Annotated in this window: 30 protein-coding genes and 1 tRNA gene; 24 read left to right on the top strand and 7 right to left on the bottom strand. The window is 48.8% G+C overall.

Annotation, left to right across the window (positions count from 1 at the left end; genetic code table 11):
* Positions 1–35: 35 nt before the first annotated feature.
* The 17 genes from KNO87_RS08885 (at position 36) to KNO87_RS08805 (ending at position 12,256) form a co-directional block, all read left to right on the top strand.
* Complete coding sequence (locus KNO87_RS08885; protein ID WP_214795154.1) at positions 36–428, top strand: hypothetical protein; 393 nt, start codon at positions 36–38, stop codon at positions 426–428.
* Positions 428–634, top strand: a complete 207-nt coding sequence (locus tag KNO87_RS08880; protein ID WP_214795152.1) for a hypothetical protein — start codon at positions 428–430, stop codon at positions 632–634. The genes KNO87_RS08885 and KNO87_RS08880 overlap by 1 nt, the downstream gene beginning before the upstream one ends.
* Positions 635–2,308 carry a hypothetical protein gene (locus KNO87_RS08875; RefSeq protein ID WP_214795150.1) on the top strand — a complete coding sequence of 558 codons (1,674 nt, stop codon included), beginning with the start codon at positions 635–637 and terminating at the stop codon, positions 2,306–2,308. It abuts the gene before it with no gap.
* Entirely contained in the window at positions 2,309–2,854 is a 546-nt protein-coding gene (locus KNO87_RS08870) for a hypothetical protein (protein ID WP_214795148.1), read from the top strand.
* Between the two features lie 13 nt (positions 2,855–2,867).
* Positions 2,868–3,110, top strand: coding sequence for a hypothetical protein (locus KNO87_RS08865; RefSeq protein ID WP_214783218.1), 243 nt, complete (start codon positions 2,868–2,870; stop codon positions 3,108–3,110).
* The gene (locus KNO87_RS08860; protein WP_214795146.1) at positions 3,110–5,161 is read left to right on the top strand and encodes a M23 family metallopeptidase; all 2,052 of its coding nucleotides are present in this window, start codon (positions 3,110–3,112) and stop codon (positions 5,159–5,161) included. Before KNO87_RS08865 ends, KNO87_RS08860 begins: the two co-directional genes overlap by 1 nt.
* An 11-nt stretch (positions 5,162–5,172) precedes the next feature.
* Positions 5,173–5,640: a hypothetical protein gene (locus tag KNO87_RS08855; protein ID WP_214795144.1), complete on the top strand. Its 468-nt coding sequence runs from the start codon at positions 5,173–5,175 to the stop codon at positions 5,638–5,640.
* On the top strand, positions 5,618–6,733 hold the full coding sequence (locus KNO87_RS08850; RefSeq protein WP_214795142.1) for a baseplate J/gp47 family protein: 1,116 nt from the start codon (positions 5,618–5,620) through the stop codon (positions 6,731–6,733). The genes KNO87_RS08855 and KNO87_RS08850 overlap by 23 nt, the downstream gene beginning before the upstream one ends.
* A complete protein-coding gene (locus KNO87_RS08845) occupies positions 6,730–7,314 on the top strand; it encodes a putative phage tail protein (RefSeq protein WP_214795140.1) in 585 nt (194 codons plus the stop codon). The genes KNO87_RS08850 and KNO87_RS08845 overlap by 4 nt, the downstream gene beginning before the upstream one ends.
* A gap of 1 nt (position 7,315) precedes the next feature.
* Positions 7,316–7,621, top strand: coding sequence for a hypothetical protein (locus KNO87_RS08840; RefSeq protein WP_214795138.1), 306 nt, complete (start codon positions 7,316–7,318; stop codon positions 7,619–7,621).
* A complete protein-coding gene (locus tag KNO87_RS08835) occupies positions 7,618–9,048 on the top strand; it encodes an SGNH/GDSL hydrolase family protein (protein ID WP_214795136.1) in 1,431 nt (476 codons plus the stop codon). Before KNO87_RS08840 ends, KNO87_RS08835 begins: the two co-directional genes overlap by 4 nt.
* Positions 9,049–9,186: 138 nt before the next feature.
* Positions 9,187–9,717, top strand: coding sequence for a hypothetical protein (locus KNO87_RS08830; protein WP_214795134.1), 531 nt, complete (start codon positions 9,187–9,189; stop codon positions 9,715–9,717).
* A 31-nt stretch (positions 9,718–9,748) separates the two neighbouring features.
* On the top strand, positions 9,749–9,892 hold the full coding sequence (locus KNO87_RS08825; RefSeq protein WP_214795132.1) for a ribbon-helix-helix domain-containing protein: 144 nt from the start codon (positions 9,749–9,751) through the stop codon (positions 9,890–9,892).
* Between the two features lie 133 nt (positions 9,893–10,025).
* The gene (locus tag KNO87_RS08820) at positions 10,026–10,556 is read left to right on the top strand and encodes a phage holin family protein (protein ID WP_214795130.1); all 531 of its coding nucleotides are present in this window, start codon (positions 10,026–10,028) and stop codon (positions 10,554–10,556) included.
* The gene (locus tag KNO87_RS08815) at positions 10,553–11,185 is read left to right on the top strand and encodes a M23 family metallopeptidase (protein WP_214795128.1); all 633 of its coding nucleotides are present in this window, start codon (positions 10,553–10,555) and stop codon (positions 11,183–11,185) included. Before KNO87_RS08820 ends, KNO87_RS08815 begins: the two co-directional genes overlap by 4 nt.
* Positions 11,186–11,317: 132 nt before the next feature.
* Positions 11,318–11,818, top strand: a complete 501-nt coding sequence (locus tag KNO87_RS08810; RefSeq protein ID WP_214795126.1) for a hypothetical protein — start codon at positions 11,318–11,320, stop codon at positions 11,816–11,818.
* A 30-nt stretch (positions 11,819–11,848) separates the two neighbouring features.
* Entirely contained in the window at positions 11,849–12,256 is a 408-nt protein-coding gene (locus tag KNO87_RS08805) for a hypothetical protein (protein WP_214795124.1), read from the top strand.
* A 7-nt stretch (positions 12,257–12,263) separates the two neighbouring features.
* On the opposite strand, the gene KNO87_RS08800 is transcribed toward KNO87_RS08805, so the two are convergent.
* The 3 genes from KNO87_RS08800 to KNO87_RS08790 form a co-directional block, all read right to left on the bottom strand.
* A complete protein-coding gene (locus KNO87_RS08800; protein ID WP_214795122.1) occupies positions 12,264–12,521 on the bottom strand; it encodes a hypothetical protein in 258 nt (85 codons plus the stop codon).
* 65 nt (positions 12,522–12,586) lie between these two features.
* On the bottom strand, positions 12,587–12,865 hold the full coding sequence (locus tag KNO87_RS08795; RefSeq protein ID WP_214795120.1) for a hypothetical protein: 279 nt from the start codon (positions 12,863–12,865) through the stop codon (positions 12,587–12,589).
* A 37-nt stretch (positions 12,866–12,902) separates the two neighbouring features.
* On the bottom strand, positions 12,903–13,064 hold the full coding sequence (locus KNO87_RS08790) for a hypothetical protein (protein WP_214795118.1): 162 nt from the start codon (positions 13,062–13,064) through the stop codon (positions 12,903–12,905).
* A gap of 192 nt (positions 13,065–13,256) precedes the next feature.
* Between KNO87_RS08790 and KNO87_RS08785 the strand changes: the two genes are divergently transcribed.
* Positions 13,257–14,423 carry a tyrosine-type recombinase/integrase gene (locus tag KNO87_RS08785; protein WP_214814652.1) on the top strand — a complete coding sequence of 389 codons (1,167 nt, stop codon included), beginning with the start codon at positions 13,257–13,259 and terminating at the stop codon, positions 14,421–14,423.
* A gap of 154 nt (positions 14,424–14,577) precedes the next feature.
* On the opposite strand, the gene KNO87_RS08780 is transcribed toward KNO87_RS08785, so the two are convergent.
* From KNO87_RS08780 to KNO87_RS08765, 4 genes are all read right to left on the bottom strand, one after another.
* Positions 14,578–14,648: transfer RNA gene (locus KNO87_RS08780), tRNA-Thr, on the bottom strand.
* A 108-nt stretch (positions 14,649–14,756) separates the two neighbouring features.
* Positions 14,757–17,150: an immune inhibitor A domain-containing protein gene (locus tag KNO87_RS08775; protein WP_214795114.1), complete on the bottom strand. Its 2,394-nt coding sequence runs from the start codon at positions 17,148–17,150 to the stop codon at positions 14,757–14,759.
* A gap of 138 nt (positions 17,151–17,288) precedes the next feature.
* Positions 17,289–18,080, bottom strand: a complete 792-nt coding sequence (locus KNO87_RS08770; RefSeq protein WP_214795112.1) for a class I SAM-dependent methyltransferase — start codon at positions 18,078–18,080, stop codon at positions 17,289–17,291.
* A 39-nt stretch (positions 18,081–18,119) separates the two neighbouring features.
* Positions 18,120–18,431 carry a hypothetical protein gene (locus KNO87_RS08765; protein WP_026826028.1) on the bottom strand — a complete coding sequence of 104 codons (312 nt, stop codon included), beginning with the start codon at positions 18,429–18,431 and terminating at the stop codon, positions 18,120–18,122.
* Between the two features lie 181 nt (positions 18,432–18,612).
* Between KNO87_RS08765 and KNO87_RS08760 the strand changes: the two genes are divergently transcribed.
* The 6 genes from KNO87_RS08760 to KNO87_RS08735 all read left to right on the top strand — a co-directional run bounded on the left by KNO87_RS08760 (position 18,613) and on the right by KNO87_RS08735 (position 24,995).
* Positions 18,613–19,476 (top strand): cation diffusion facilitator family transporter, encoded by an 864-nt coding sequence (locus tag KNO87_RS08760; RefSeq protein ID WP_214795110.1) that lies wholly within the window; start codon positions 18,613–18,615, stop codon positions 19,474–19,476.
* 87 nt (positions 19,477–19,563) lie between these two features.
* Positions 19,564–20,040 (top strand): N-acetyltransferase, encoded by a 477-nt coding sequence (locus KNO87_RS08755; RefSeq protein ID WP_214788246.1) that lies wholly within the window; start codon positions 19,564–19,566, stop codon positions 20,038–20,040.
* Between the two features lie 47 nt (positions 20,041–20,087).
* Positions 20,088–21,077 (top strand): LacI family DNA-binding transcriptional regulator, encoded by a 990-nt coding sequence (locus KNO87_RS08750; protein ID WP_214795108.1) that lies wholly within the window; start codon positions 20,088–20,090, stop codon positions 21,075–21,077.
* 108 nt (positions 21,078–21,185) lie between these two features.
* Positions 21,186–22,124: a carbohydrate kinase family protein gene (locus KNO87_RS08745; protein WP_214795106.1), complete on the top strand. Its 939-nt coding sequence runs from the start codon at positions 21,186–21,188 to the stop codon at positions 22,122–22,124.
* Between the two features lie 2 nt (positions 22,125–22,126).
* Entirely contained in the window at positions 22,127–23,557 is a 1,431-nt protein-coding gene (locus tag KNO87_RS08740) for a sucrose-specific PTS transporter subunit IIBC (protein ID WP_214788236.1), read from the top strand.
* Between the two features lie 19 nt (positions 23,558–23,576).
* Positions 23,577–24,995 carry a glycoside hydrolase family 32 protein gene (locus KNO87_RS08735; protein WP_214795104.1) on the top strand — a complete coding sequence of 473 codons (1,419 nt, stop codon included), beginning with the start codon at positions 23,577–23,579 and terminating at the stop codon, positions 24,993–24,995.
* The last annotated feature ends 73 nt before the right edge of the window (positions 24,996–25,068 follow it).

The raw sequence follows: 25,068 nt of genomic DNA, 5'->3' as shown, positions 1-25,068 counted from the left end.
TAGCCCGTCTCTTTTACTTATGAGGAGGCAACCACATGGCAAAGTTATCGGTTCGTGAACGTCTATTGAAACGAAAGGAAGATGTGTTGAAAGTGGAGGTTCGGCTCGATGAGGACACGGTCGTTGTCGTGCACGAGATTCCAAAAGAACGGCTCGAAGAGTTACAAAAACTATGTAAAAAAGATGGGGTCATCGACCAAGAATTGTTGGACGCCTTGATGCTTATCGAGAGTGTGCACGAACAGGATGGTTCACGCGCCTTGTCGCCTGAGTTGAAACAAGAGCTCGGTATCTTGAACGACGTAGAGTTCGTGAACCTCGCCTATCGTTATGGCGAACAGAAACGACTCGACCGCGCATTGGCGCAAGCGCTAGGATTCGTCGAGCCAGAAGAGGCGAAGGAAGAAGCGGCTGAAGTAAAAAACTAATGGCGGGCCTCACCGCGGACGGGAAACCGCTCCGAAAAGGTGAAGCGCCCGATGATTGGTTCTTTTTGCATCATATCTTCCGATTGACCGGCATCCCCCCGCATGTCGTCGAGCATTGGGAGTCGGGTCAAAAGAAAGCCGCATTTATCAGCGTCGCATTACAACTCGAAGAAGAGAGCAAACGGATGGCTGGGAGGATGATGTAGATGAGTCAGAAAAATTATACAGCACGCTTTATCATCGACGACAAGGTCACTCCTGGCGTCCGTTCGATGAAAGCGTCCATGCAACAGACAGGGAATGAATCGGATCGGCTGTCGAAACGTTTGGTCGAAATGGATAAGAACCAAGATAAACTTGGTCGCTCGACCCGACAGACGACAGATGCGGTGGAACGAATGAAGCGGACGTTGTCTGGTATTGGCACTGGGTTTAACAACCTCGGTAGCCAAGGGGTAAGCGCGATGCGCGTCCTCGGAGGAGGGTTAAAAGGGATTGTCTCCACCTTAACAAGCCTTCCAGCAATGATTGCAGGGGCGGGCGCGGCGTTCGGGGCGTGGAAACTCGGTGAAGCCGTTCTTGGTGGTGCGATGAACAAAGAGCTTTCCCAAATGCAGATGGGCGCCCTGTTGGCGGACAAAGGCAAAGGGAAAGAACTGTTCGGTCTTGTCCAAGATAAGGCGATGACGTCAATGTTCGCAGAAAAAGATTTTGCGGCCGCTGCCACGACGTTCCTTCCGGTTACGAAAGACTTCAGTGAAATCTCTCGGATGATGGACATTAACGAACGCCTCGCTTCTTCAAACCCTTTAGAAGGGATGGAAGGTGCCTCGTTTTCAATGCGTGAAGCGCTGAGTGGGGATATCGCATCCATTGCCGATCGATTCAACATTAGTAAAAAGACACTTCGTGAGAGCGGGTTCAGTTCGGACGCGAGTTGGCAGCAGAACTTGAACGCAGTCGACAAAACACTCGACAAGATGGGATATACAGCAGAATACGTTGCTGAGGTCAATGACTCTGCGTATGCGCAATGGGAGTTGTTCAAATCAAACGCACTCAAAATTTTTGCAGATAGCGGCGAAGGAATCCTTTCGAAATTAAAAGACCCGCTCAAGCAATTGAACGCGACATTAGGAAGCCAGCAAGTTGCTCGTTTCGTGGAAGGGATGGGCGATGGGTTGGCCAACATGTTCCAGAGAAGTTTATCTTACGTCGAAGACCTCGACCTATCATGGTCAGATGTTGAAACATGGGCGAAAGAAACGTGGGACGGAGCATCCGAAATGATGAAATCTGCGTGGGGAGCGGGCAAAGAACTCGTCGACTTGATCGCAGGTGAAGATGATGCCTCACTCACGAGTGCCTTCATCAATCTCGGGAAGTCTATGGAAGGCGTCGCGAAGACGTTAGACGCTATCGCGAATGGATTCAACGCCATGGAGAAAACAGGATCATGGTTATCTGACAACATGAGCGGAAAACCATTGATTCGCGCTCTGACTGGAAAAGACACATACAAATTTGAGGGTGGTGGCGATTACGGCCCGTTCTTCAAACAAGTCGCGCCATTTCTTGACATGCCAGACTTGTGGAATGGAACGAAGAAATGGGCGAATGATTTCTTTGGATTCGACCCAAACGCTAAGACAAACGGCAGACTTCGTGGCTCACACCGTGCCGGTCTCTCGTACGTCCCGTATGACGGCTATATCGCCGAGTTGCATAAAGGGGAGCAAGTCGTCCCTGCACAAGCGGCGGGTCGTGGTGGCGGGCAAGTGCTCGTCACAGGCAACACGTTCCATGTACGTCAAGAATCGGACATCGACGCCATCGGCAAAGCCATCGCCAATGAATTGCGCTTGAAGGGGGCGATGTAAATGCCACGCAGCACAATGGAGGTTGAAGTCACCTATTTCCGTCCTGAGACGCGTATCGTGCGCGAGAATGTCAAGGTGACGAAGAAAGTCAACGGGCGCTGGGTGACGACCTACGAATACAAGACGGTCAAGAAGACGGTACAGGCGGGTTATTCACGCATCTTGCCTGTCACACCTGAACAGATCAAGGTGAGTTATACCCGCTCATTCGATGACCGCCCGACTATCGCCCAACGTACCTATACGGCACCAGGCGCGATGAACCCGCGTGAGATTCGGCTGGAGAGCTTCTTCACGTCCGACTCGGACTATGACTTCACCCAACGGACGGTCTTACATGATCCCGTCGAACTTGCCAAATGGTTTGAGCAACGGGTGCTCAACACGACGTTCCCCGTCCGTGTACGAATTCGGGCGTTAGGTGTCTCGGGCTTCTTTCATCTACGTGAGCTCAACTACGAGACGGAGGGCGCTACATCTGATTTACCGTATGCGATGGTGTTCCGTGAGCGCGGACTGCCGTCAGTACGCGTCACCCCACTATAAAAGGAGGAGTCCCATGAGTTGGCAAGATGATTTGATTCAAGCGATGAAAAAACAAGGATTCAACCAAGACGTGCGACTCCTTGAGGGGAGCGTCACCAGAACGTCACCGCTCGAGTTCAGTCCTGACCTAGCGGGCGAACCCGCACTTGCTCGATTTACGGAGAGCGTGGCGAACGGCGTGAGCATCGGACAACGTTGTCTCGCGTTACAAGACATGACGACAGGACGCATCTACGTCATCGCGAGGCTCGTCTGATGAGCTACACGGTCCATTATTATCACCGCAAGAACAAGAAGCGGTACACGGTCACACAGCTCGTCACCGTCATCAAGATTGACGGTACGCTCGACCGCCTGTATCGCTCGTGTCAGTTGTCCATCGTCGCCAAGCAGGGCGTTCCGTACGAAAACGGGGAGCGCATCCGTGTCAGCGCTGACGGCAAGTTGTTGTTTGATGGGCGTGTCTTTCACGTCGAGCACTCGGCGACAAGCGGGGTCACGCTCACCTGCTACGACAACGCCTATTATTTCGAACGCAACACCGCGAACCTGCTCGTCCGTCCGATTGGCACGACGCCGAGCGACAAAGGGCTCACCCTTTCACAGATCGTGCAGAACTTTGCGAAACGAGCGGGCGTCCCGACGGGCTACATCAAACCGACTGCCAAACGTCACGGCAACATCGGCTATATGGCGGTCGATATGCAGACGATGCTACAAGGGTTGCTCGGGCTCGAACGACGCAAGACGGGGAAGCGCTATTACTTACGCATGAACGGCGACAAGCTCGACTTACGCGAACGTGGCGGGCTTCCTGGACTCATCGTTGACCCAGGCATCGCACTCGACATCACCAAGACGGACGACGCCCAGAACGTGTACACCGTCCTCTACGCGAAAGGTCCGGCAGAGGTGGCATCCTCAGGTGTCGCACAGTCGCCTGGTGGTTTCGGCGGCATCGCCTCGAGCAAGTACAAAGGTCCTGACTCAAATGGGTACCAGAGCGGATTCAAGTCGCGTCTGAAAGCGACGGACCGTTGGGATGCCCTTATCTATCAGGTTGCCAACAAGAACGGCGTAGACCCGCTCCTCTTGAAACTCATCGTCATGATGGAGTCTTCAGGAAACCCTGATGCCATCTCGAGTGACGGGGCGGGCAGTATCGGACTCACGCAGATCACACCTGGCAATGTCGGGCTAGCGGTCGACGCGAACCGACTCCGTGACCCCGAATACAACTTGCAGAAGGCGTGCGAAATCATGAAGGGTCCGAAATATGCGGTGATGAAAAATCAAAGTTATGCGCCGACGAGCAAGAACATGGCACACCTTTGGAACGGGTGGCATCCTTCACAGGGTGAAAACGACAGCGGGTACGCCAATACGATTGAACAACTCTATCGGGGGTTCGGGATGGACGCCGACCGTGCGTTCACGAGTACGTTACCAGCGACTGATAACACGGACAGTTCCACACCACCAAAAGAGGAAGAGGTTCCACAGGCCGAGCAATCGAACAAGGCGCTCCGTGACAAGCTCGGGACGATGCGAAACGTCATCACCCTCGATGCGGAGAACGCCAAAGATTTAGCGGAACAGACGCAACGCCTCGTCAACTCATACGGCGAGGACAGAAGCCTCTCGGTCGAGATGATCGGTCACGTCAACGGGCAGTCCGGTCGCAAGGTCGAGCTTCGCGGCAATCAGGTGTCGGGCGGAACGTGGTACATCCAAGCGGATAGTCATACCATCACGGCGAACGGGCACACGATGCGCCTCAAACTCGCCTTGAATGACAATCTACCAGAACCCGAGGTGCCTGAGACGCCGAAAAGCAGTCTCCCCGAAAGCGAGATTGACCCGAACGCTCCTGAACGAGCGGAAGGAAAGATATTCATTCGACCGACAGACGGACGGGTCTCGCAGAGCTGGGGTCCGGCGAGCGGGGCATACGGCTACACATTCCATAACGGGATTGACATCGCCAATGACATCGGTACACCGATTCGTGCGGCGGCAGCGGGGCGTGTCGCCAAGTCCGCCTTTTCGGGTGGCTACGGCAAACATATTATGATTACACATTTCCCAGATGGTAAGGACGGCCAGAAATGGGTCACTGTCTACGCCCACTTGTCGGAGATCAACGTCAAAGTCGGTGACGAGGTCGGCATCGGGCAACTCATCGGCAAGATGGGGAGCACGGGCAACTCGACCGGCTCACATCTTCATTTCGAGATTCATAAGGGCAATTATATCTATTCGCCGAGTTTGGCGCTCAACACGGTCAACCCGGCGCTATTTTACTAAGGAGGGACGCCATGTTTCCGACAGACGAATTAAACGAGGTCTTGGACGGCGTGGTCGACACCGAGACGGAGGATGCCCTGCTCGTCAGTGGCTACGGCACCCGCACATGGGGCATCGACTGGCGCAACGGACGTCTGTTCAAAGCCGACCCCGTCCGTACGAAAGCCGAGCGGGTCATCAAGTATCTCTTGACCCCGCGCGGTCAGGTCGAGGTGTACCCGTCCTTCGGCTCGGACAATCTCGACGAGGGCTACGGCTCCCTCATCTGGACCATGTTCGGCGAGGTGTACCCTGATGCAGAGACGGCACGGGCGGACCTGCAAGCCTTATGCAACGAGGCGGCGCTTGCCGTCGTCGGGGTCGAGGGGGTCACCGCCGAGGAGGTCACTTTGAAGGACGATACGTTGTCCGCACGCATCCGCATCACGATTGACACAGGAGAGGAGGTCACGGTCGATGACATCACCATTGCCAACTAGTTTTATCTCGATTGAAGCCGAGAGCGCCGAGGTCATCCACGCGCGCATGCTCGACCAAGCCAAACAATATGACGGGGACACGGACACACAGGAAGGCTCGCCTGTCTGGGATGCGACGAAGCCGGGAGCGGACGAGATTGCCGACGTCCAGCGCATGATCGTCGACTCGGTGTATGCTGCCATCCCGTCCACCTCATGGGGTGAATTTTTGGATGAGCTCGTCAAAGAGGTCGGCATCGCCCGAAAGCCCGGTCAACTTGCGACAGGCACTATCAAGTTACAGAGCAACGTCGACATCACGGTTCCTGCGGGCACGGTCATTTCGACGGAGGCAGACGTGCGCTTCACGCTCAACACGGACGCGGTCATCACGCCGCCCGCCGAACAGCCTGACCCCGACAACCCGATTCCAGGGGAGACGACGGTTAGCGTCACGGCGGAAGAAGTCGGGCTCGTCTACAACGTCTCGGCGTTCACCTTGACCCGACTGCCCCGCGAGTTTCAGAACCTTGTGACGATCCGTCAGGAAGTCGCCATGACAGGTGGGCTCGATGCGGAAAGCGATACCGAGTTAAAGAGTCGCTACTTCCAGCGTTTGCAAAACGTCTCAGGTGGCGGCAATCGTCAGGACTACGTCAACTGGGCGCTTGAGATTGAACAGGTCAGCGCCGCTAAGGTGTTCCCGACCGACCCGTCACCTGGAAGCGTGACCGTCCTCATCTGGACGAAGACAGGCGAACCGGACGTATCGGTATTAGATGCGACACAGGCGCATATCGACGAGAAGGCGTCCCTCATTGCGACGAACCTCATCCAAGCGCCGACGCCTCGCCTCATCGACATCACGGGCACACTGAGCGTCATCGAAGGGTATGAGGCGGCAGAGGTCATCGCCGCTTATGAGACACAGGTCAATGCTTATCTGAATAGTGTTGTCTTTACGGCCAATCCAGTCCGTTACACCGAACTCCTCAAAATCCTGCTTGATACGGATGGGGTGCTCGATGTGACGGACTTTCTCGTGAACAGCGGATTGAATAACATCGTGCCAGCGGCGAAAGAGGCGCCGGTCTTAGGGAGTGTGACACTATGAGCGAACTGACACAGACGGCGCTTGACAAGTTCGAGCGCTTCTTGGATATGTCGGCACCGTATTGGCGTGAGAACAAGGACATGCAGAGCATCTTTGTCTCTTACGCGTCCCTCATCGCAAGCATCGAGGAGACGATCGACGAGACGCTCACGAACGAGCGCTTCGTGGCATCAGCGACCGAGGCGGGCATCGCCCTCATGGAGTTGCAGTACGGGCTTCCTGAGGACGAGACGCTTAGTTTGGATGACCGACGGGCACGACTCCTCGCGGCAAAACGCAAGTCACAGAACGTCAACGAGGCGTACTTGAAGAACGTGGCGGGCGGGCTGGGGCTGACGGTCGAGATTGTTCGCAACATGGACGGGTTCGTGATTGAGGTGGACGTACTAGGCGAGGATAAGCCGATCGATGAGGGGCTCTTGTACAAGACGTTCCGCGAAATCATCCCCGCCTATCTCGACTTGCTCTATCGCGTCAAGATCAAGACGAACCTGTCACTCGAACACGTCCTCATCTTAAACGAGGTGCGGGCACCGATGCTGAATCAATATCGCATGATGACGACACCAGGAGGGTTATGAGATGCCGAACATGTTTGAACCGACACTACTGCAAGACATCGCCCTCTACATGAGTGGTCGCATCACCCGTGCGGCTTATCTACAAGACGGCAATGAATATAACGCTGACATCGTCAAAAATGACGTGTCTGGCACAAAACTAAATCTGTGGGTCAATATCCCCGCGAACACGACGGGCATCAGTCAGTTGCGCTTCTATGACGAGAACGATGTGCGGTTACTCAACCGACCGACAGTCATCGTCCAGCGACCAGGAAGACCGACCTATGCACGGATTGAGATTGATACGAAGGAGATGAGCCTATGACCCAAGAATTCAAAGACCATATCGTGCAACACCCGAACCGATTCAAACGTGTCCCTGTGGCGGGCACGACCGATCAGTTTGACATGATCCCGACGTGGATGGAGAATCCGAGCGAGGTCGTACAGCTCGGGACACCGATTGACCGACAATTATTCGAGGGCATTACATCGCAGTTGGCGGATAAGGCGACAAAAAAAACACTTGCTACTTATTTTTCGCCATACAAGAAAAAATTTAGCGTCGAGAATTTCAGCGACCTTTTAAATTTTCACCCTACTGACGACACAGGTGCAAAAAATAATGAATGGCTTTTAAATGACAATAAACTAAAAGTGAACCCAGCCAACACAAAAAACTTGTTATGGTATAACAAAAAAATTCAGGACGGAAAAATTTCTTTGATTTGGGAAAATCCGAATGTTTCTACAGCAGACGCTTGCGCGGTAGGGATTATGTTCAGAGGATCGAGTTTCAAAGACTATTTCATGGTCGGGGTTTACTCTGGAAATCTTGGTGGATTCTCCAATAAAGTGGTATTGTGGCAATTTATTAACGGGGTAGGGACGATGATCGAGACGATTACACTGACGGGTGGCGACGTCATTCTAAAAAACAATACACCTGTTAGCATCAATGTTGACTTCGTCGGTAGCTCCGTGAAGGTAAGGATTAACGGTAAGGTAGTTATGTCTAACACAGACGCAAAACACAAAACCTTCAATTTGGGTCTTTGCGGCATTTTTGTTACACCTAACAACTATGCAAGTAGCTTAAACTTGTTGATTTCTGGTTTCAGTGTTGAAGAAAAAGTATACAATGCGTTACGCAGTAATTTCACAGAAATGCTGGTTGTTGGCGACAGCATCGCGTTCGGGACCGGTTCAACTCCCGGAAATGATTGGGCTAATAAGTTTAAGACGCAAGCGCAGGAAATCATGCCTGAACTAAATGTAACCAACATCGCAGTTGGCGGAAGGAACACACCGGGCGCATTAGGTGATTTGATTGTGGAGTTGTCCGCGCGTCCGAATAAATACCATCTTGTCCTCATATCCTGCGGAATCAATAACGCTCGGATAGATCAAAACAAAAGAACAACAATCAAGGAAGCGGCTAACGACATTGCCAATATGATAAAACTTATTAAAAATGTCAATGCCATCCCCGTTTTGGCAGTACCTACGAATGTTCGACACGACGTGGATATTTTATTCCCCGGTGTTTACGGGGCTGACTCTTATTCTTATTTCACACAGTTGGTGAATGAGATTCGGAAAGTCGGTATTTCTGAAAATGTAAGGATGGTCGATAACTACAACATCCTTAATAACGATTTCAGCTTATTGACAGATGGTGTTCATCCGAACGATGTAGGCTACGCGAAAATGGCAGATAACTTGTACAACACTATTTTCAACTTCGATTGACATGTCCTAAACAATGTCTCAATCGGAACAAACTGTGCCATACCAATTTACAATACGACCTTTGAAGTAAATAGTTTCAGAAGGGAATCTCTCCATTTTTGCAGAATAAAAAATCTGGAAGAAGATGGAGGGATGACAATGAATAATCTACTTGAAGAAAAAATGTTGAATTTCACTAATGGGGTAAGGGAATCAATAACGGACCGAAATTGGTATGCTTCCCTTACGTTAGCATTAACGTTACCTGATATTTGCGGCAGACTTGAGTTTCCAGATAAAAGTTCATCCAAACGATATGTCCACTGGTTTGAACGATATTTAATGGGTAAATACACTTCGAATAATCCTTGGGGAACGCATATTTTCTTGAACGGCGAGGATGCGTATGCTTTAAGATGTGCTTATTTGCACCAAGGAGAAGCGAACATTGAAGAACAAAGGATGAGAAAGGTATTGGCAGATTATCTATTTGTCGAACCGCCGAGTAGCGGGAAGATCCATTGTAATCAGATAAACAATACACTTCAATTGCAAGTGGATGTCTTTTGTACCGACGTTTGTGATGGTGTAGATGAGTGGGTGAAACACGTCAGTGGTAACCAGACCATCCAACAACGATCAGAAAAACTTATCACAATTCATCGAGTAGAAAATGGTTTTTCTTTCTAACGATAGTGTGGTTTGTTAGGAGGTTTCTTAAATGAAAATTTGGTATTTAGAGTTAAGAATCGATGAAGAGCTCGACGACAAATTAAAAAAACTAGCCGAAGCAACTGGGGAAGACGATGAAGAAGTCGTTTTGAAAGCACTAAAGGAGTACCTAAAAACAAAATCAATCTCCTGATATCGATGAAAGTAAAATTTCCTATTACAGCGCCTCCTCTGGGGCGCTTTTGTTTTGCCCACACGCTGTCAAAGGAGGGTCACACTCATGCACACGACACAGCCCGTGACCCCACAATACAAGGAGGTCCATCATGCGTACACAACAATTCGGAGAGGCGGCTATCGCCGTCATCGCTACCTCAGCCACAGCCATGCTAGGGGGCTGGGACGTGGCGATTAAACTACTCGTCACGCTCATCGTCATCGATTACGTCACAGGCTTCCTCGCCGCAGCTAAACACAAGAAACTTAACTCGGACGTCATGTGGTGGGGCGGCATCCGCAAGGGTGTCGTCTTTATGGTCATCATCGTCGCCGTCCTGCTCGATGAGATGCTCAACAACAGCCATCCTGTTATGCGCACACTCGTCATCTATTACTACATCGCCCGTGAGGGGCTATCCGTCACGGAGAACTGTGCGCTGTTAGGCGTGCCACTCCCTGACAAGCTCGTCGAGGTGCTCGCACAACTACAAGGCGACAAGGAAGACCCGACCATCGACCGCATCGCCCAAGACGTCGCACCCGAGGATGAACAGGTCAAGCCGGTCAGCCGTGAGGTGCCGATTGATGCAGAGTTAGCGGAGAAGGAAGTCATCGCCACGAAGGAGGAAGACAAATGACCGAGAAAGCGATTTTACCACTCAACAACGCACGGATCACGGCGGGGTACAAGAACGCGCTCTATCGTCAGAAGATGGGCTTCGAACACTTTGGCACTGACATGGCGGACTTGAACCGAAAGGACTTTGCCGTGTACGCCCCGTTCAAGATGAAAGTGGTCGCCGTGGGATATGACAACCTCATGGGCGGCTCCCTCATCGCCGTAAGCGTCAATCCCATCGACGTGCACTATGGACCGAAGAAAGGCGCCCGTCGCCTCGTCGTCCGCATGGCGCATCTAGCGAAGACGTATGTCAAAGCAGGGGATATCGTCGCACCAGAAGACACGAAGATTGCTGACTATGGTTCGACCGGGAAGTATGGTGGCTCTGCCCACCTGCATATCGAGATTGATACGGACATCAATTATCCGCAGTACAGCCCGACCCTTTCACGCTCCTCGAACATTTGGAAGGCGGGGCGCGATTCCACCGTGAACCCGATGGACGTGTTCAAAGTCGATGCTTCTGGTCAACGTGGTTACAAGCAGTCGTTCAGCCACGCCAAGTCTTCTGGCGCATGGGTACAACCTGATGACAAGACGACGGTCGACCTCGATGGAAAGATTGTCAGAGCGAAAGGCGTGTGACACATAAAAAGGATATTATTAGATGTAAAAATCAGAAAATTAATTTACCAATAAATCAAAAACTCCCTTTCTTGAACATTATTAATGGTAATATATATAAAGAGTTTCTTTTGTTTGAAGGTGGTGATGTCTTTGATTAGTGCAAGTTACCTTATTAATATAGCGCGTCTTATGTTTTTAGGATCAAGTTTGATTTGGTTATGGATAACGGTAAGTAGTGAGATAACTCCAGAGGCATATGTTACAACTGTATGGATATTTGGAGGTATGTTAATGGCTGATTACCTTAGCCGAACTCAATTACTGATCTATTCTGATAAAAATTTCATTGTTCCAGCGATCTCGAAAACATTGTTGGTGGCAAACCTTTTAGTTCTATTCGTTTTAGTTTCACCTATCATGACTGGCGGGTATATACCTTTAATGAACGATAGTAATGGTCTTCATTTCTTTGTCGATAAATCAATTGCCCCATTCGGCTTGGATGAAATGAAATTTTATGTACAGCCCGGTATTGGTATTGTAGTAATTCTTGTAGCTTTGACCGAATATTTCTTTATGGTATGTCCCACCTTGGATAGAGAGTCAGTTGAAAAGTATATTGAACAAATGGAAGCCCAAAAAAATGAATGAAACTCTTATTAAAAAGGAGGTTTCAAAACAATGCTTAACATTATACTTTGGACACTAATTCTAATGTTTATAATGTCTATTGTTATTGTCTATTCTTCAATAGGTTATATGGGTGTTGATAGTGGGCGCAGGAAAGCAATTTACACTTTATTAGGAACAATTTATGCATTTAAACTCACATTTAATTTTCGTAAGCGTTACGAAATGATTGCCAATCATTTTAAAAAGCATGATAAAGAGCTCCCTTCAAAAGTTAAATTAGCTTTGATGGTTTTCTTTGACACATTCGATGTTAAAAATAATATTGAGGCAATAGCAATATCTTCTGCTGCGTTCGAGCGGCGACATCCTTCTAGAAATAGCGAAACTACTAAAGAGGAATTTAAAGAAATCAAAGAAACGATTGATAAAAACTTTAAAAATACAATTTCAAGATAAACCCCACTCAAACGAGAGTGGGGTCTTTTTTGCGTTTCACTTTCGGCTTCTTGTGCATCTTACGGCTATACCCTCTATGGAGATACACCCATTGCCACCAAGTCGCATCTCGACTCATCACCTCGCACAGATAGCGCATGTTCATCGGATTCACCTCGAGGACGCGGAATGTGATGTGCGGGTCAAGGTTCGCCATCACCAGTCGGGAATAGATCAATTCATATGTATCGTCATACAGCATAAACGGTCGCTTTGTCGCAGCCATGTCATCACCTCGTATCGAGCATAAACCCGTCATACAGGTTCGTCACGTGGACGTTCCGTGAATCCTCAGCGTAGCAAATCGCACGATTCGAGGAACCGTCTCAACTCTGGCAACTCGTTCCGTCTATCGTTTCCCCATAAATCTCTGAACGACTCAGGGTCATGCGATAACGTCGTCTGCTGATAGGTGTGCTCGTCCACTGGTGTCATGATGACAATCGGGTCCGTCGACAAGCCCAGGAATACATCCGTCTCGCCGTATGTCTCAGCCAGTTTCCAAGTGGCCCTGTACCGCCCGTGCACGTCAGCAGGAACGAGTCGCTGATTGATAATGCTCCATTTCATGATATCCCTCCAAACAAAAAAGCCCTCATTCGAGAGCCTATTTCGCCACATGTAATCGATTGTCCTGCCGCGTCACATACTTCGTGACCGAGCCCGTTTGCTCCACAGTCACCGCCTGCAATCGACGCAACAAGTCCTCAATCTCTTTCGCCGTTCCTTTGATCGCCACTTGGGTCCCACCGATGACCACAATGTTCATGACGCCCTCCTATCTAGTTGACTAGATGACTTTACTACTTGATTATTCCCGCATTATATAGAAGGAAAACCTTTCTACCTATCATTCAAATATAGGAACAAATGTTCTTTTATTTGGTGTAAGATTGTCTATACAGGGAGAGTGAGGTAGGATGGTTCTGCTTACTCTCATGCACAGGGTAGGGGGATGAAGATGAATATTCATTATGATGAGAAAAAGAAACGCTATTACTCACGTATAACGCTAGGGTATAACAATGTCGGAAACAGAATACAGAAGAGGGTCTTTGCTCAAACAAAACGTGAGATGCATTCGCAAATTGCATCTTTGATCAAACGATTTGAGTCGGGCGAGTTTGATGTAGTGAAGACGAAAAGCGAGAATCTTAACTTTGAAAACGTGGCAGAAGAATGGCTAAGTGAGCACGTAGCCGAACTATCCATTAATACCAGGGACAGCTACACGGCACGAATGAACCGGATCCTTGATAATTTCTCGGGTCAACTAGTCGCGGAAATATCAACCCGAGACATTCGTATTTTCCTAAAGGGATTGCAAGAGGAAGGACTGGCACCCGAGACGACGAACACGTATCGGAGCATCCTGTCCTCGCTATTCGCATATGCCGTCCGAAACAAGTATGTGAGCGAGAACCCGGTCAGCGTCATCAAACAGTTCCGTATGCCGAAGAAGGAGATTCAGACGTTCGACTCGTTGCAACTCACATCGTATTTAAACGGATGCAAAGAGTTGGCCGAGGAAGAGGCGAACCACGGGAACTATGTCGCCTTGAAGACTGCAGCATACACCGGTATGCGCATCGGTGAGGTATTGGCACTCCGCTGGTCGGACATCGACTTCGAGAATGCGACGATCCGTGTCGCTCACTCACTATCGTACAGCACAAAAGACAAACGTTACTCATTGGACGGGACGAAGAACAAACGGGTCCGTCACGTCACCATCTCGAACGACTTGGTCCAAACGTTGAAGTGGTACAAGATGCAATGGATGTTCCTCGTGAAGAAGATGCGGAACGAGCCAGAGCCGACATTCGCAAACCTTGTATTCCTCACGATTGAAGGGAAGCCGAAGCACCGCTCCTATCTCCGCCATTGGCACAAACGCGTCCTGAGGGAGAAAGGACTGCCTGAGGACTTCCGAATCCACGACCTGCGCCACACCCACGCCACACTATTGCTCGAACTCGGAGAGCACCCGAAGGTCGTACAGGAGCGGTTAGGGCACAAGGATATCAGTGTCACGATGGATATGTACACCCACGTCACGATGACGCTCCAGAAACAGACGGCCGAGACGTTCGGGGCGTTGATGGATCAAAAGCTATCCAACGAATAAAAATCGTTCGACAAATTGATAACCGATTCGACAAAGTAGTGCTCACGACACGAAAAATCGAAAACTGTGCCATTTCTGTGCCACACCAAAAAGAAAGCACCTCCTGTCATAAACAGGAAGTGCTCTGAACCGCTTCGTTGAGCGGTATTCTTGATGCCTCCGACGAGAATCGAACTCGTGCTGCAGCATTACCATTGCTGAGGTCTGCCACTAACCTACAGAGGCGTTACACCAACTATGTTACACAGGTTACTCGCGTTTTTCAAGCTTTTTCAGAATAATAAGACCTCCAATCTTCTTTACTTAGAAGACTGGAGGTCAAAGGGTAAATACTTATTTTGTGCGGATCCAAACAGCACCTGCAGAGTTGTCTTTCGCTTCACCGACAACGTCAACGACGAGTCCGTATTGCGGAAGTTTACGTCCTGCATCTGGGATGAGTGAGTTGATGTACGAATTCGCATCATTGAACTGCTTCACGCCAGCTTGTGCTTTGTAGTCATACACACCACGACTTGGTGAATCGATGTACCAAGCGAGTGTCTTATCGAGACTGAACGCAGCGTCAGCGATTTGGTAACGTGTGCTACCAGCTACCGTTTCTTGACCGTTCAAGTTTCCGATGAGAGCTTCAGGGTGAGAGTCGACGACACCGAGGAAACCTTCACCAGGGTGGACACCGACCCAGTTGTCAGTGTAAGAGTCATCACCATACCACACAACAAGACCTGTGTTGTATTTCACGCCACGACCGTTGAGAAGACCCATATCCGATCCGGCATGGTTACGCCATTCGAGGTAGTAGTAGTGCGGTTTCGAATCGTATCCGTCTGAGTTGACGAATCCATCGAGTGTCACGGCTTCAGCACCTTCCGCATCATCAGCGAAGAGTGTTGCTGACTCTGACTTGATTGACAAGTTGTCGACTGCGAAGCCTTTCATTGCGACGCCGCCGTCTGTCACGTACTCAAATACGATTTGAACATCTTGTCCAGCGAATTGTGAGAGGTCATATGATTTGTTGACCCATGCACCGTTCGTTGTCTCAGCAGGGTATCCAGCTTCGTTCTCGCCGTTGATGTCGTCACCGAATACATCAAGTACGACTTCTTGACCACCACTTACAGCTTTAATGTACAAGTAATCATAATCTGATTCGACTTCGTAGAATGAATCGAATGTGAGGACGCCATCCGCACCAAGTTTCACGCTAGGTGTTGCCATCTCTGTATGGATGTCGTCACCTTTAGTCGAGTAATAGTAGCGCTCGCCATAAGCCGGTTCGATCCCTTTAATCTTCTTATCAGGAAGGTTGACTTTGACGATTCCTGGGTTGTTCGACTTCGTTATCGATTGGTCGAGTTGTGAGACAAACCCTTGAGAGTTGATATCTTCAAGATCGACTTCTGTAATATTAGCCCAGTTTCCACCCATGATTTTTTGGAAGTACTCTTTGTTTTGTGGAGAGAAGCTTGTTGGTTCCGTACCAGCGACTTTACCAGCCCAGCTACCGCCACTCATGATTGACCATGATTGTACTGGCTCACCTTGACCTGTGTATTGTGTATCGTACTCATCTGGAAGACCGAGGTCATGACCAAATTCGTGTGCGAAGACGCCGACTGCGCCATCTTCAGGTTGAATCGTGTAATCATACGCAGCCATTTTTCCGCCCCAGTATGGAACTGCAGCTTCTGTGTTGGCTACCGGATAAACGCCATTGAGAACCCAACGGTGTGACCATACTGCGTCGTCACCAAGTGCACCGCCACCAGCTTCTTGACCAGTACCAGCGTGGATGATCATCAAGTGGTCGACGAGGCCGTCCGGCTCATTGAAGTCACCGTCGCCATCTAAGTCGTAAAGATCGTATTGGTCATGCTCTGCAAGGTTGATGCCAGATGCGACCGCAGCGTTCAATGCATCTTTGACGAGTTGACGTGGACCAGGGCCAGCATTGTCATGACCGCCTGTTGAGCGGTCAGCGCCGTAGTCTTTCGCAGTTCCAGGAACGCTTAGCCATTCTGAAACTTCACCGTCGACCGTATAACTGCCACCCGACTGTTCTTCATAATATTGTTTAAACGTTTGAACCTTCTCACCGTTAAACAGTTCGAACGACTCATCACCGAACATATATTTTTCATAATGTTCCTTGCTGAAGTTGTCACTATACATATAACCTGGATCTTGCTCGACGTTATTATGTTTGAAGTCACTATACTCGACGAGGAGGACGAGGACTTTATCTTCACGGACCGCGCCGTTGTAAGACGATTGCTGCGCTGGAGAAACCTTCACTTGACCGTTCGGTTTTCCTTTACGGTAGTTCGCTTGTCCTTTTTTCGCTTTGTCGAGAATGCGTTCTGTTTCTTTTTCGAATTGAGTATGTATCTTCTCTTTTGCTTTTGAAGCTTTCTCATTCAATTCGTCGTCATGTTTATGTGGATCTTTGGCTTCACCTTGTTTTTTCGCGATGTATGCGTCGACCGCTTTCATGCGTTCAGATGCTGACAATCCTTTTTTGATGACACCGCGTTTCTCAAGTGCTTTTGCGAGACGCTCTTCATCGATGATGTTGTGGTCGAACGGAGCGAGCGAGCTCGTTGTCGGGACAGATGGTGCAACCGATAGCGGTGCAGCACCAGCAGCCGGAACGATGCTGACTGTCATGGCAGATGTCATGAGAGCCGCGAGCGTCGTTCGACGGATGGAACGTTTTTTCATTTGTATGAACCTCCTGTAAAAAAATAATGGGAAAATGTGTGAGCTTGTTGTAAATGTACCGTTTGTGTCTGATTAATGTCAATATTCAGAAAATAATAACCAGAAAAAGAGTCTAAAGACCTATTTAGTCAATATGAACTAAATAGTCTTAGACTCCAGGTCGATATATCCGTAATGGAACTTCGATGTTTTTCGCTTAATGTGAGTAAAACCATAGCGTTCGAAGGCATCGCTCTCAAAATGCGCCTTTAGGACAATTCGTTTTTTTGCTACTCGTTTTGCTTCGTCCATCAGCTCTTGCGAGAGCGGGGAAGTGTCGGCGATTGAGCGAAGTGGGTTCAGATGAACCGATTCTGAAATCGTCTTTTCGAACATCGGATCGAAGTAAATACAGTCGAATGCATTTTCCGCACACGATTTCAAATATTCGAGAGAATTGGTATGGACGACCTCAATGCGGCGCATCGCCTCATTGATTTGTTCATCTTTCTCGACCCAAACGTTTAGTCCCTCCCGAACGAGCTGTGCCGTAATGAATTGGCTTTCGAGTCCAACGATTTTTCCAGTGGAACCCACAGTGTGGCTCATGACGATGCTGTCCGAACCTAATCCGAGCGTACAATCTAAAATTTGATCACCTGGTTCGGTTTGTAAAGCGTCAATGAGCGGATCGGTTCCACCACGACTGAGTTGTTTCACCCGAAAGACAGAGCTAGAAGGGTGAAAAAAGAATGGTTCTGTACTGTGAAGTGGTGTGTACTCGACGCGTCTCTTGTCAAATACAAGTACGTCCTGGTGATGGCGCTTTTTCAGTTCGTCGATGGAATGTTTGCGTCGATCCACAAACTTCATATTGTATTCTGCGGCATGAGCATGCGCCCGAGATAACACTTCATCTGTCGGACGTAAGCAAGTGGTTACGATATACATAGTAGGGCTCCTTCACAAAAAATGAGACGCAGAGGCGTCTCATTTTTTCTTACTGAGTAAGTCTGATAGTTCATCGATCAGTGCTTTATGAGAAGCGAGTTCTTTCTTCTTCTCATCGTTCACGTTCACTGGACGTTTTGAACGGCTTTGAAGCGCTTCAAGCGTCTCGTCGATTGACGATTTCAACGTATCACGTTCTTCAGGTTTCAAGGATACTTCGTGCGGATTTTCTCCAGAGGCATCTAACTCGCGAAGGCGTGCCATCAATTGCTTGGCCTCACGATTCAAATCAACAAGCAATCTGTCAATTTGTTCCAATCTCAATTTGATTCCATCTCGTTCTGTAAACATCTGTTTCACCTCTTTTTGCGGTTTAACCCTAAGGTCTCTTCCTGTTTACTTTACCATAAAATTTGTTAAACGAAACTACCGGGAATATATTCCAATTATTTTGAGTATAAGAAACATTGTTTCTCTATCCCCACACGAAGTTCACCTGCTATACTAACTGAGCTAATAAGGAGGTGGCCGGATGGAAACGACAAATCATCCACCAAAAGCGCTCAAGGGAGCGATTGTGTCAATCACGGCTTATTTGATTTTATCTGTATTAAAGGTCTTCTTTGGATATTTATATGAATCAGAGGCGGTATTAGCCGATGGATTCAATAATACGACCGATATCATCGCGTCCGTAGCCGTTTATATCGGAATTCGTGTTGCGGCGTTGCCACGGGATGCCGAGCATAAATATGGGCACGCGAAGATGGAAACCATTTCAGCACTCATTGCCTCATTAATCATGATTGCAGTCGGTATTTTCGTTTTCTTCAATAGTCTGTCGAATTTAATCGGGGGAGAATATGCAGAACCGAATCCGCTAGCAGCGGTCGTCGCGTTCGTCAGTGCGCTCGTCATGTTCGGGGTGTATCGATTCAACTTGAATCTTGCGAAGAAAACAAAGTCATTGGCACTCAAAGCTGCGTCGAAAGACAATTTGGCGGATGCGATGATTTCTATTGGTGCGACACTGGGAGTCTTGTTCGCATATTTCCAACTTCCGTGGATGGACACGGTGTTAGCAATTGTCATTGCCGGTATGATCATCCGGACGGCGATTCAAATCTTTTTAGATGCCACCCATCAGCTTTCTGACGGGTTCCCTCCACATCTCGTCGAGTCTTATGAGGAAACGATTGATCAATTCGAACGTGTGAAAGAAGTTCGGGAAATCAAAGGGCGTCATTTAGGAAATCACGTGATGCTCGATGTGACGATTGCAGTTGATGGCGATTTAACAGTGGACGCGGCTCATGAACTATGTGATGAGATCGAACGAAAACTAGATGAGCAGCATGCGGTCGATTCGGTTCATATTCATATAGAACCGATATGACGTTCGGTTATCTTTTGCGCTTCATGATTGGATTCGTTTATAATAAGCGCAGACAGATATTGAACTACTAGTTAAGGAGGGCACGGGATGAACATCGTGCGTCAACCTATTCGCCAGATTGATGAGATCGAATATGAACACTTTCAAAAATATGGAGAAAACTCATATGGTGTTTCTGCCGAAGAGTTAAAAGGAATCCTCGAGGAAATGGGGACGGAACAACTTTATCACGCAGAAGAGCACAGCTATGGGGAAGACTTCTACTATGACTTGATGGTCGATGACAAACTTGTCGGTAAAGTGTTGTTACTCAAACTTGCCCGGGTATATCAACTTGACCTGATGGTGTTTGATGCATACAAAAATAACGGGTATGCGACAGAAGGTTTACGTCTTGCCTTACTAGACTCTAAATTGATGGATGGACAGACTGTCCGAGCCGGGATTCCGCCGACGAGCCCACATCAACAAGAAATGCATCAAGTGCTCGTTCAAAACGGATTTGAAAAGCGGAACGGTTTATATTATTTAAATTTTAAGAAACGATATGTAGTTAACCATTAAGCTGACGGCGTCTCGCACGTCAGCTTTTTTCATATGGAGGGGTAATGATGAAGCAAGTCACCATAAAAGATATCGCCGAGATTGCAGGGGTCGCAAAGAGTACGGTCTCACGTTATTTGAACGGCGGATCGGTAGGAAAGGCGACTAGAGAAAAACTTGATCGGGTCATCCGGGAAACGAATTATGAACCGAATCAATTTGCCCAGAGTCTGAAGTCAAAACAGACGAAGATGATTGGTGTCATCGTTCCACGACTCGATTCTTACGCCGCTTCACGGACGATGATGGGAATCGATGAACGGTTGACAGAACGAGGATATCAGATGCTCGTCGTCAATACGGCACAACAGACAGAACGGGAGATTGAACAACTGTACAATTTGGCCAAACAAAAAGTCGCCGGCATCATTTGGCTCGGGACGACGGTCACGGAACGTCATATTGAAGCGATTGAGGCAATTCAAATTCCGGTTTTGCTAATCGGTCAACAGCATGACAACGTCCACAGTCTTGTCTATCCAGACTATGAAGCCGCATATGCCCTTGGGACTCGATTCACCGAATGGGGACATCGGAACGTCGTGTATGTCGGTGTTTCGGAGGCGGATATCGCAGTCGGACAAAATCGGCGTGATGGTTTTTTGAAGGCGCTTCATGAGGCGGGTGCACACGTCAATCTTGTTCAGACGACATTTAAGATCGAGGACGCCATCCCGGTCGGAGAACAATTGGCGAAAGAAATTGATTCGACCTCACTCATTATTTGTGCAACGGATAATATTGCACTCGGCGTGTTGAAAGGCCTAGCGAATCAAGGTATTTCAGTTCCAAATGATGTCTCAGTTAGTGGTTTTGGCGGTTATGATTTCACGGAAGTTCTACACCCATCCATTACTACCGTCCATCTCCCGTATCGACGAACCGGGGCAAAGTCGGCTGACATGATGCTACAACTTTTACATGGTGACGACGTCCCGATGAAAACGTTCACAATTTTTGAATTAAAAGTGCGCGAAAGCGTTGACAAGATAAAATAAATCGTTTACATTTGTGTTGCGGAACCGGTTCCGCAACATTTTTTTATTCTAAATTGGAACCGGTACCATTTTTGTAAAGAACTTATATGATTTATGGAGGTGGACGATATGAACACCGTACATTGTATCGGCGAACTACTGATTGACTGGGTGTGCGAGGATGCTTCGAGCGACCTCGTCAACGGAACGACGTTCGTCAAAAAAGCAGGTGGCGCACCTGCGAATGTTGCGGCAGTCGTCAGTAAGCATGGAGGACAATCCAGTTTCCTCGGTCAAGTCGGGAATGACCCGTTCGGTCTCTTTTTAAAACAGACATTGACGGACAATGGCGTCGACACGGACAATCTCGTGGAAGCGGGGGATACGACATTCGCATTTGTGTCGATTCAAGAAGACGGGGAACGAGATTTCACGTTCCGACGCGGAAGTGACGGAGATTATGCGTTTGAATCCATCGATTTGTCATTGATTCAAAAAGGAGATCTCATTCATTTCGGTTCAGCGACAGCATTACTAGACGGAAAACTGAAAGACGCGTACTTTAAATTATTGCAATTTGCAAAACGGGATGGCTTGTTCATCTCATTCGACCCGAACTATCGGGAAGCATTGATTACGGACCTAGAGCAATTTAAACAAGATGCGAGACACTTCATCGCCGAAGCGGACTTCATTAAATTGAGCGAAGAAGAAGCACACTTGTTAACCGACGAAGAGCAACTTGATGAAGCGGTTCAAGCACTTCTAGAGTTAGGCGCAAAACAGATTGCCATCACACTCGGATCTCGTGGCACGTTGATTGCGACAAGCGCGCATCATGAAATCGTTCCTTCAATCTCGATTGATAGTGTCGATTCGACGGGAGCGGGAGATGCGTTCGTCGGTGCTTATTTGTATCGATTAGCGACACTCGGATTTGACCCGGAGCGCTTACGTTCCGACATTGAATATGCAAACGTCACAGGTGCATTGACTTGTACGGCATATGGAGCTATTCCAGCAATTCCATCACGACAACTTGTGAATGAAACGTTAGGAGGGAAATGAAGATGGATTACAAAAAAGAAGCAGCATCGATATTAGAAGCGATTGGTGGGAAAGAAAACGTTGCGGCAGCTGCCCACTGTGCGACTCGCCTTCGTCTCGTTTTGAACGATGAGTCAAAAGTCGATGAGAAAAAACTCGAGGAACTTGATGTTGTCAAAGGAACGTTCTCGACAGGTGGTCAGTATCAAATCATCATCGGACAAGGAACGGTAAACAAGGTATACACCGAGTTCTCGCTATTGACTGGGCTTGGTGACATGTCCACGTCAGATGTGAAGTCGGCTGGGGCGAAAAAGATGAATCCGCTCCAACAATTCGTCAAAATGTTATCCGATATCTTCGTACCAATCATCCCGGCGATCGTTGCCGGCGGTCTCTTGATGGGGATCAACAACTTATTGACAGCACCTGATTTGTTCTTTGAAGGACAATCATTGATTGATCAGTATCCAGGTATGGCTGACCTTGCAGCGATGATCAATACGTTCGCAAACGCCGCCTTCGTCTTCTTACCTGTCCTCATAGGATTCTCTGCAGCTAAGAGATTCGGTGGCAACCCATATCTTGGTGCGGCCCTCGGGATGATCATGGTTCACCCGGACTTGATCAACGCGTATGCACAGGCAACGGTTGAAGACATTCCGGTTTGGAACATTTTCGGTCTTGAGATTGAGAAGTTAGGATACCAAGGACAAGTATTACCAGTCCTCGTCTCGACATATATTTTATCGAAATTGGAAATCAACATCCGTAAGTTCATGCCGGCATCACTTGATATTTTGCTCACACCGTTACTCTCGCTCCTCTTCACAGCGTTCATCACGTTCGCGTTCGTGGGTCCAATCACACGTGAAGCAGGGAACTTGATCATCGATGGATTAGTATGGACGTATGACTCACTCGGATTCGTCGGTGGTTTGATTATGGGTCTCCTCTACGCGCCGATCGTTATCACTGGGATGCATCACAGCTTTATTGCAATCGAGACTCAACTCCTCGCTGATATCGCAGAAACAGGCGGGTCGTTCATCTTCCCAATCGCAGCGATGTCGAACGTCGCTCAAGGGGCGGCTACGCTTGCAGTCTTCTTCTTAACACGCGATAAGAAGATGAAAGGTGTCGCTTCAGCATCAGGAATCTCGGCACTACTTGGTATCACAGAGCCTGCCATGTTCGGGGTTAACTTAAAACTCCGTTATCCGTTCATCGCAGCGATCGTCGGTTCGGCCATCGCATCTGCCTTCATCGTCGGAAACGACGTATTGGCAGTAGCGCTCGGCGCAGCTGGATTACCTGGAATCATCTCGATCGCACCAGGGTCAATCATCTCGTATATCATCGGAATGGCGATTGCATTCGCTGTGACGTTCGGATTGACATTCATCCTTGCGAAGCGACAAGCAAAAAAAGAAGCGGTCAAACAAGCCGCATAATGAAAAAGGAAGTGACACTATGAATTGGACGAAGGCCGAACGTTATCGTTCACTCCGTGACGTGAGCGCCCTCGAGATGGAGGTGCTCCGAACAAAGACGGCCGCATCCCCGTGGCGGTTTGGATACCATATCCAGCCGCCGACGGGCCTCCTAAACGACCCGAACGGCTTCACATATTATGATGGAGAGTACCATCTATTCTATCAATGGTTCCCGCTCGGGCCAGTTCACGGTCTCAAACATTGGTACCATGTCAGTTCTACCGATCTTGTCCATTGGACCGACCGCGGGGTGGCGTTAGTCCCTGAAACGAAGGAAGATTCCCACGGTGCCTATTCTGGAAGTGGATTCGTCGTAGACGACACCCTTCACGTGATGTATACCGGGAATCATCGGACAGACGATTGGACGCGTCACGCCTCGCAAATTATCGGTGTCCTACGTGACGGGATGATTGAACGCCGGAATGTGGCCATCCCAGATATCCCGGCTGGCTATACAGAACATTTCCGCGATCCGAAAGTGTGGGAAGTAGCTGGCACATTTTATGCGATTGTCGGAGCACAGCGCACAGATGAGACGGGCTGTGTCGTCTTATATCGTTCGACCGACTTGAACGAATGGACGTTTTTAGGTGAAGTGAAAACCGAGCTCGAGCAGTTCGGTTATATGTGGGAATGTCCGGACGTTTTCGAGATCAATGGACAGCATGTCTTGATCTTTTCTCCTCAAGGGATTGAGGCGTCAGGGCATCGCTACCATAACATCTATCAGTCTGGCTACTTGACGGGTCATCTCGACTTAAATACGAACGTATTCAGCCACGGTACGTTCGAGGAACTGGATTTCGGGTTCGATTTTTACGCCCCGCAAACGACGGAACATAACGGTCGTCGCATTCTAGTCGGCTGGATGGGATTACCGGAGATTGAATATCCGACAGACCGCTACGGCTGGGCGCATGCGTTGACGTTGCCACGTGAATTATCACTAGAAGATGGCATGTTGAAACAACGACCTGTTCCTGAGATGAAGAAGCTTCGACAAGGTGAATTTGTCAATGAGACAGATACGTATTTGGAAATCGATACACCTGAGCGCTATGAGCTTGAATTATCGTCGACTGGTGAAGACTTCGAGCTAGAACTATTGAAGACAGATGATGAATCTCTTGTGATTCGGTATGAGAAAGAAACTCGTGAACTGACGATCGATCGGACAAATGCGGGTGAACCGTTCGCAACGGAGTTCGGGACGACAAGGACAAAAGTGAACGACGTCACGTCCCTTCATCTGTTCGTCGATTCGTCGAGCGTCGAATGTTTCGTGAACGATGGTGACGCTGTGGCAACGCTTCGTGTCTTCCCAAGTGATAACGAGAAGCGGATTCGCTATGTCGGAGCGGAGGCAAGTCTAGTTGGCTGGAAGTATGAATGAGTGTAAAAGCTGAGCGATTGCTCGGCTTTTTTTTATTTTCCAAATGTTGAAACCGATTTAATCGATGCGACGT

This window comes from Exiguobacterium sp. s34, from assembly GCF_018617435.1.
GTDB classification, from domain to species: Bacteria; Bacillota; Bacilli; order Exiguobacteriales; family Exiguobacteriaceae; genus Exiguobacterium; species Exiguobacterium aestuarii.
This window is presented reverse-complemented; position numbering and strand designations above follow the sequence as displayed.

Coding starts and splice junctions, on each gene's coding strand:
- KNO87_RS08885 (WP_214795154.1), top strand. CDS start 36: ATGGCAAAGTTATCGGTTCGTGAACGTCTATTGAAACGAAAGGAAGAT.
- KNO87_RS08880 (WP_214795152.1), top strand. CDS start 428: ATGGCGGGCCTCACCGCGGACGGGAAACCGCTCCGAAAAGGTGAAGCG.
- KNO87_RS08875 (WP_214795150.1), top strand. CDS start 635: ATGAGTCAGAAAAATTATACAGCACGCTTTATCATCGACGACAAGGTC.
- KNO87_RS08870 (WP_214795148.1), top strand. CDS start 2,309: ATGCCACGCAGCACAATGGAGGTTGAAGTCACCTATTTCCGTCCTGAG.
- KNO87_RS08865 (WP_214783218.1), top strand. CDS start 2,868: ATGAGTTGGCAAGATGATTTGATTCAAGCGATGAAAAAACAAGGATTC.
- KNO87_RS08860 (WP_214795146.1), top strand. CDS start 3,110: ATGAGCTACACGGTCCATTATTATCACCGCAAGAACAAGAAGCGGTAC.
- KNO87_RS08855 (WP_214795144.1), top strand. CDS start 5,173: ATGTTTCCGACAGACGAATTAAACGAGGTCTTGGACGGCGTGGTCGAC.
- KNO87_RS08850 (WP_214795142.1), top strand. CDS start 5,618: ATGACATCACCATTGCCAACTAGTTTTATCTCGATTGAAGCCGAGAGC.
- KNO87_RS08845 (WP_214795140.1), top strand. CDS start 6,730: ATGAGCGAACTGACACAGACGGCGCTTGACAAGTTCGAGCGCTTCTTG.
- KNO87_RS08840 (WP_214795138.1), top strand. CDS start 7,316: ATGCCGAACATGTTTGAACCGACACTACTGCAAGACATCGCCCTCTAC.
- KNO87_RS08835 (WP_214795136.1), top strand. CDS start 7,618: ATGACCCAAGAATTCAAAGACCATATCGTGCAACACCCGAACCGATTC.
- KNO87_RS08830 (WP_214795134.1), top strand. CDS start 9,187: ATGAATAATCTACTTGAAGAAAAAATGTTGAATTTCACTAATGGGGTA.
- KNO87_RS08825 (WP_214795132.1), top strand. CDS start 9,749: ATGAAAATTTGGTATTTAGAGTTAAGAATCGATGAAGAGCTCGACGAC.
- KNO87_RS08820 (WP_214795130.1), top strand. CDS start 10,026: ATGCGTACACAACAATTCGGAGAGGCGGCTATCGCCGTCATCGCTACC.
- KNO87_RS08815 (WP_214795128.1), top strand. CDS start 10,553: ATGACCGAGAAAGCGATTTTACCACTCAACAACGCACGGATCACGGCG.
- KNO87_RS08805 (WP_214795124.1), top strand. CDS start 11,849: ATGCTTAACATTATACTTTGGACACTAATTCTAATGTTTATAATGTCT.
- KNO87_RS08800 (WP_214795122.1), bottom strand. CDS start 12,521: ATGGCTGCGACAAAGCGACCGTTTATGCTGTATGACGATACATATGAA.
- KNO87_RS08795 (WP_214795120.1), bottom strand. CDS start 12,865: ATGAAATGGAGCATTATCAATCAGCGACTCGTTCCTGCTGACGTGCAC.
- KNO87_RS08790 (WP_214795118.1), bottom strand. CDS start 13,064: ATGAACATTGTGGTCATCGGTGGGACCCAAGTGGCGATCAAAGGAACG.
- KNO87_RS08785 (WP_214814652.1), top strand. CDS start 13,257: ATGAATATTCATTATGATGAGAAAAAGAAACGCTATTACTCACGTATA.
- KNO87_RS08775 (WP_214795114.1), bottom strand. CDS start 17,150: ATGAAAAAACGTTCCATCCGTCGAACGACGCTCGCGGCTCTCATGACA.
- KNO87_RS08770 (WP_214795112.1), bottom strand. CDS start 18,080: ATGTATATCGTAACCACTTGCTTACGTCCGACAGATGAAGTGTTATCT.
- KNO87_RS08765 (WP_026826028.1), bottom strand. CDS start 18,431: ATGTTTACAGAACGAGATGGAATCAAATTGAGATTGGAACAAATTGAC.
- KNO87_RS08760 (WP_214795110.1), top strand. CDS start 18,613: ATGGAAACGACAAATCATCCACCAAAAGCGCTCAAGGGAGCGATTGTG.
- KNO87_RS08755 (WP_214788246.1), top strand. CDS start 19,564: ATGAACATCGTGCGTCAACCTATTCGCCAGATTGATGAGATCGAATAT.
- KNO87_RS08750 (WP_214795108.1), top strand. CDS start 20,088: ATGAAGCAAGTCACCATAAAAGATATCGCCGAGATTGCAGGGGTCGCA.
- KNO87_RS08745 (WP_214795106.1), top strand. CDS start 21,186: ATGAACACCGTACATTGTATCGGCGAACTACTGATTGACTGGGTGTGC.
- KNO87_RS08740 (WP_214788236.1), top strand. CDS start 22,127: ATGGATTACAAAAAAGAAGCAGCATCGATATTAGAAGCGATTGGTGGG.
- KNO87_RS08735 (WP_214795104.1), top strand. CDS start 23,577: ATGAATTGGACGAAGGCCGAACGTTATCGTTCACTCCGTGACGTGAGC.